The 5740-nt window shown below is 70.0% G+C and carries 3 protein-coding genes and 1 pseudogene; all 4 read left to right on the top strand.

Translation table 11 applies throughout. The annotated features are described in order from the left end of the window. Positions 1 to 668 (top strand): annotated as a pseudogene (locus HMPREF3105_RS07025) (NAD(P)/FAD-dependent oxidoreductase); the annotation flags it as partial. Positions 669 to 863: 195 nt separating this feature from the next. After that, positions 864 to 2726: an ABC transporter family substrate-binding protein gene (locus HMPREF3105_RS07020; RefSeq protein ID WP_036339161.1), complete on the top strand. Its 1863-nt coding sequence runs from the start codon at positions 864 to 866 to the stop codon at positions 2724 to 2726. A gap of 162 nt (positions 2727 to 2888) precedes the next feature. Further along, on the top strand, positions 2889 to 4409 hold the full coding sequence (locus HMPREF3105_RS07015; RefSeq protein WP_036339165.1) for an ABC transporter permease: 1521 nt from the start codon (positions 2889 to 2891) through the stop codon (positions 4407 to 4409). 5 nt (positions 4410 to 4414) lie between these two features. Next, complete coding sequence (locus HMPREF3105_RS07010; RefSeq protein WP_070709048.1) at positions 4415 to 5605, top strand: ABC transporter permease; 1191 nt, start codon at positions 4415 to 4417, stop codon at positions 5603 to 5605. The last annotated feature ends 135 nt before the right edge of the window (positions 5606 to 5740 follow it).

Below are 5740 nucleotides of genomic sequence, written 5' to 3'. Positions count from 1 at the left end.
TGGACCTGACCCCGCGCCAGGTGCTGCGCGTCGCCGGCACGGGCCTGCCGCCGCGATACGCCGCGGCCCTGCGCCGGTGGCGCCCCGGGCCGTCCGTGTCCAAGGTCGACTTCCTGCTCGACGGGCCGATCCCGTGGCGCGACGCCCGGCTCGCGGGCGCGGGGACGGTGCACCTGGGCGGGACCGCCGCCGAGATCCGGCGGGCCGAGGACGACGTCGCGGCCGGCCGGATGCCGACGCGGCCCTTCGTCATGCTCTGTCAGCAGCAGGCGGCGGACCCCTCACGGGCCACCGGGCCCGCCCGGGGGCACACGGTCGTCTGGTCCTACGCCCATGTGCCCCACGGCCACCCCGGCGACGTCCGTCCGCTGATCGAGGCGGAGGTGGAGCGGCACGCACCCGGCTTCCGGGACCGGATCGGGGCCGCGGTCGCGATGCGCCCGGCCGATCTGGAGGCGTGGAACCCGAACCTCGTGGGCGGTGACATCGCGGGGGGATCGCTCGCGGGAGCGCGCGCGCTCCTGCGCCCCACCGCGTCGCCCCGGCCGCACCGGGCGGGTCGGACCGGGCTGTATCTGGCCTCCGCCTCCACCCCGCCGGGCGCCGGCGTCCATGGCATGGGCGGGGCGTGGGCCGTGCGGACTCTGCTGGCGGACCGTCGTCGCTGACCGCGCCGGCGCCACGGACGGGACGGATCCAGATTCGGACTTTCGCGAACCTGAATGTTCCCGCTACAGTGTGCTCCATCTCACGGAACGTCCCGTCTCGACGGAACGGCCCGGGGGTCGTCTCGCACCACCAGGTCCCCACAGGGATGCGGGCGCGCGACGTCCTTGCACCTCTCATGAACGGAAGCACCTTCCATGAAGTACACGAAGCTCTCCGCTGCCGCGGCCCTGGCCGCCGGCTCGGCCCTCATCCTCTCCGCGTGCGCCCCGGGCGGCGGCAATGCAGGCGACTCCAGCAGCAACAGCGCCTCCGGCGCCAGCCAGGGCGGCGACTCGGGCGCCGGCAACGTCATCGAAGGGGACAAGGGTCAGAAGCTCACCGCCGAGGCCTCCGGGCCGGGGAAGGCCGACCTGGGCGACGTCAAGACCCAGGACGGCTCCATCGCGTACTCGGTGGGCGCCGACGACTTCCTGTCCTACAACGGCCTGCAGTCGAACACGTACACCACGTACAACTCGGCCGTCGCGGACCGCATGTTCTCGTCCTTCTGGTACTTCGGCACCGACGGCTCGATCATCCCGGACAAGGACTTCGGCACGTACGAGAAGACCTCGGACGACCCGCTGACCGTGAAGTACACCATCAGCGACGACGCCAAGTGGTCCGACGGCACCCCCGTCACCGCGGGCGACTTCATCGTCCACTGGGCCGCGAACAACGACACGATCAAGGCCGAGGGTGCCGAGACCCCGCTGTTCGACTCGATCTCCTTCGAGCAGGGCAAGTACATCCCGGAGGCGCCCGAGGGCGAGGCCGACGGCAAGGAGTTCACCGTCACCTACCCGGAGCCCTACGCGGACTGGGAGATCCTCATCAGCACCGCGCTGCCGGCGCACATCGTCGCCAAGGAGGCGGGCATGAGCTTCGAGGAGCTCGTCACCGCCGCGAAGGAGAAGGACGTCGAGGCGCTCACCCCGGCGGCCGAGTTCTGGAACGACGGCTGGGACTTCAGCCCCGGCGAGCTGCCGGACGCCTCGCTGGTGCCCTCCATGGGCCCCTACAAGTTCAAGGACGGCGGCTGGCAGGCCGGCCAGTCCATCACCCTTGAGGCCAACCCCGAGTACTGGGGCACCCCGGCGGCCACCAAGGAGCTCGTCCTCCGCTTCGCCGACCCGAAGACCCACGTGCAGGCCCTGCAGAACGGCGACCTCGACGTCATCGAGCCGCAGGCCACCGTGGACACCCTCCAGCAGCTCGAGGGCCTCGGCGAGGACGTCAACGTCCAGACCGGTGACCAGCTGACCTGGGAGCACGTGGACTACAACCGCGGCGAGGGCTCGGTCTTCGCGGACTCCCCGGAGCTGCGCGAGGCCTTCGCCCTCTGCCTGCCCCGCCAGCAGATCGTGGACAACCTGATCAAGCCGATCTACGCGGACGCCCAGGTCATGAACCTGCGCGAGGTCTTCCCCTTCCAGGACAAGTACCAGGAGGTCGTGGACGCGGCCTACCCGAAGGAGATGGACCAGCCGAACATCGAGAAGGCCAAGGAGCTCGTCGAGAAGTCGGGCGTCTCCAAGCCCACGGTCCGCCTCGGCTACCAGGCCGGCAACCAGCGTCGCACCGAGACCGTCGCGCTCATCAAGAGCTCCTGCGACCAGGCCGGCTTCGACGTGCAGGACGCCAACTCGCCGGTGTTCTTCAAGGAGGTCATGCCGGCCGGTGACTACGACGCCGCCCTCTTCGCCTGGGCCGGCTCGGGCCAGAAGGCCTCCGGCGCGAACATCTACCAGTCGGACGGCGCCCAGAACCAGCAGAGCTACAACAACCCCGAGGTGGACGCGGCCTGGGACAAGCTCGCCACCTCGCTGGACGAGAACGAGCAGCTGGAGCAGGTCAAGACCATCGAGAAGCTGCTGTGGGAGGACTTCCAGGCCATCCCGCTGTACGCTCACCCGGGTCTGGTCGGCCACAAGGCCGACGTCGCCAACGTGCGCGACACCGCCGCCCAGTCGGGTGCGCTGTGGAACGTGGAGCAGTGGGTCCGCGTCCAGGAGTGACACCCCGCTGACCTCTGACCCGGCGGTCCGCCTCCCGCGGACCGCCGGCGTCGGGATCGAGGACAGAGCCCGGCCGGGCACCGGCCGGGCTCTGGCCGTGAACCGCGGCGAACCCGCACCCCTCCCTTTCCCTTGCACGCGCACGGAAGGTCACCCCCTGTTGTGCTGAAATTCATCCTCAAGCGCCTCGGCAGCTCCCTCCTGGTGCTGTTCGGCGCGTCGATCCTGCTCTTCTTCCTCGTGGCCCACTCGGGTGACCCCCTCCAGGACCTGCGAGAGTCACAGAACCCCAACCGCGAGACCCTCATCGCCGCCCGCACCGCGTTCATGGGGCTGGACCAGCCCTGGTACGCCCGGTACTGGGACTGGCTCCAGGGCATCGGCGGCTGCGTCACCGGTCAGTGCGACCTCGGCCTCAGCCGAAACGGCCAGTCCGTCGCCGACCTGCTGAGCAACGCCGCGGCCTCCACGCTGCGCCTCGTGGTGCTCGCGACCGTCCTGGCGATCATCATCGGCATCGCGATCGGCATCGTCACCGCGATCCGCCAGTACTCCGGCCTCGACTACGTGGTCACGTTCCTGATCTTCCTCTTCTTCTCGCTGCCCGTGTTCTGGGCGGCCGTGCTCCTGAAGGAGTACATGGGGATCCGGTTCAACGACTGGATCCGCAGCCCCGAGCTGAACTGGCCCCTCCTCATCGGGGTCGCCGTCCTCGCGGGCCTGGTCCTGCAGGCCGTCATGGCGGGCGACCTCAGGCGGCGCGCCTTCACGTTCGGCGCCACCGCCGCGTTCATCCTCCTCGCCGGCTGGGTGCTGTTCGCCGTCGACTTCTGGCGGCATCCGCAGATGGGCCCGGTCGTGCAGCTGGTCATCGGCCTGGCCGCCGCCGTCGGCGCCACCGCGGTGATCTCCGGTCTGCGCAACCGGTCGGTCCTCAAGGCCGCTCTGGTCACGGTCGCGATCGGCCTCGTCGCCTACTACGCCACCTACGGCCTGCTGTGGCGGACGCCGTCCGCACTGCTGCTGGCCGGCCTCGGCGTCATCCTCGTGCTGGTGGCCATCCTGGTGGGCCGGCTGCTCGGCGGCTTCTCCAAGGGCTCGGCCGTGTCTGCCTCGCTGGTGACCGCCCTGATCATGGGCGTGGCGATCGTGGCGGAACACCTGATGAACTACTGGCCGACCTTCCTGAAGGTCAAGCCGCGCCCGATCTCCACGATCGGCTCGGGCACCCCGAACCTGGACGCCCACTTCTGGGTGGTGTTCCTGGACCGCGGTGCGCAGCTTCTGCTGCCCACCATCCTGCTGACCATCATCTCGGTGGCCACGTACTCGCGGTACACGCGCTCTTCCATGCTCGAGGTCTCGCGCCAGGACTACATCCGCACCGCGCGCGCCAAGGGCCTGCCGGAGCGCCAGGTGATCCTGAAGCATGCGTTCCGCAACTCCCTGATCCCCATCACCACGATCATGGCCTTCGACTTCGCCGGCCTGATCGGCGGCGCCGTGATCACGGAGCAGGTGTTCGGCTGGAAGGGGATGGGCGAGCTGTTCGCCACCGGCCTGCGCGACGTGGACCCCATGCCCGTGATGGCGTTCTTCCTCGTGACGGGCACCGCCGCCGTGCTGATGAACCTCGTGGCGGACGTGCTCTACGCCGTCCTCGACCCCCGGATTCGAGTGTGAGCCAGATGACCACCAACAACTCCTCGATGACGGGCGCGCAGCTCGACGAGAAGCAGATCTTCGACCTTGCGGAGGCGGAGGACGCCAAGCTCCGCGCCAAGGCCGGGAAGTCCTACTCCCAGGGCGCCCTGGTCCGCAAGCGGTTCTTCCGCCACAGGGCGGCGATGATCTCCCTGATCGTGCTGGTCTTCATCACGCTGATGGCGTTCTCCTCCATCGGCTTCGCCGGCATCCCCGGCTGGTGGGACAAGTCCTACACGGCCGCGGCCTCCGTGGTGAACGGCGGTCGCCCGACGCTGTCGGTCGTGCCGCAGGCCTTCGGGGGCGAGGGCCTCCGCTGGGGCGAGCACCCCTTCGGCCAGGACACCACGGGCAAGGACTACTTCGCCCTCGTGATGCGCGGGACCCAGCAGTCCATGATCATCGCGGCCATCGTGGGCCTGCTCTCCACCGTGATCGGCGCGATCGTCGGCGCCGTGTCCGGGTACTTCGGCGGCTGGGTCGACTCCGTGCTGATGCGCCTGACCGACCTGATCATCGTCATCCCGCTGCTCGTGCTCGCCGCGGTGCTCGGCCAGATGGCCAGCGGCATGAAGATGGGCATCCTCCCGCTCGCGGTGGTGCTCGGCCTCGTGTCCTGGACGTCCCTGGCCCGCCTCGTGCGCGGCGAGGTCCTGTCCCTGCGCGAGAAGGAGTTCGTGGCGGCCGCCGTCGCCATGGGCGCCAAGCCGGGCCGCCTGATCTTCAAGCACCTGCTGCCCAACACGATCGGCGTGATCGTCGTGAACGCGACGTTCGCGATCGCGGGCGCGGTGCTGCTGGAGACCTCGCTGTCCTTCCTCGGCTTCGGCGTGAAGGCGCCGGACTCGTCTCTGGGCCTGCTCATCTCCGACTATCAGAACGCGTTCACCACCCGTCCGTGGCTGTTCTGGTGGCCCGGCATGATCATCCTGGCGATCGCCCTGTCCGTGAACTTCCTCGGTGACGGCCTGCGCGACGCCTTCGACCCGCGCCAGGGTGCGGGCGCCCACCGCAGGCCCCGCTTCTTCGGCCGCCGCGCGGCCGCCACCGAGGCCGGTGCGACGACGGCGGGCGGTCTGGCCGCGGCCCCGACGGCCGGCCGGATCGAGGCCCCCGTGGAGGCGGCCGGCGGATCCGCACGGATCTCCGACGCGGACGAGGACGGTCAGCGATGAGCGCGAACGACAAGAAAGGCCGATCCATGTTCGGCAAGAAGAACCAGAACGACGTGACCGCCGGCGGGCAGGGCTCGCACGCGGCGTCGTCGGCCGACCTCGAGGCGCGCGGCGCCGCCGTGCCCGGCTCCTCCG

It is taken from the genome of Micrococcus sp. HMSC31B01 (assembly GCF_001816085.1).
GTDB lineage: Bacteria > Actinomycetota > Actinomycetes > Actinomycetales > Micrococcaceae > Micrococcus > Micrococcus luteus.
Note: the sequence above shows the minus strand (reverse complement) of the source record. Positions and strands in the feature narration are given on the sequence as shown.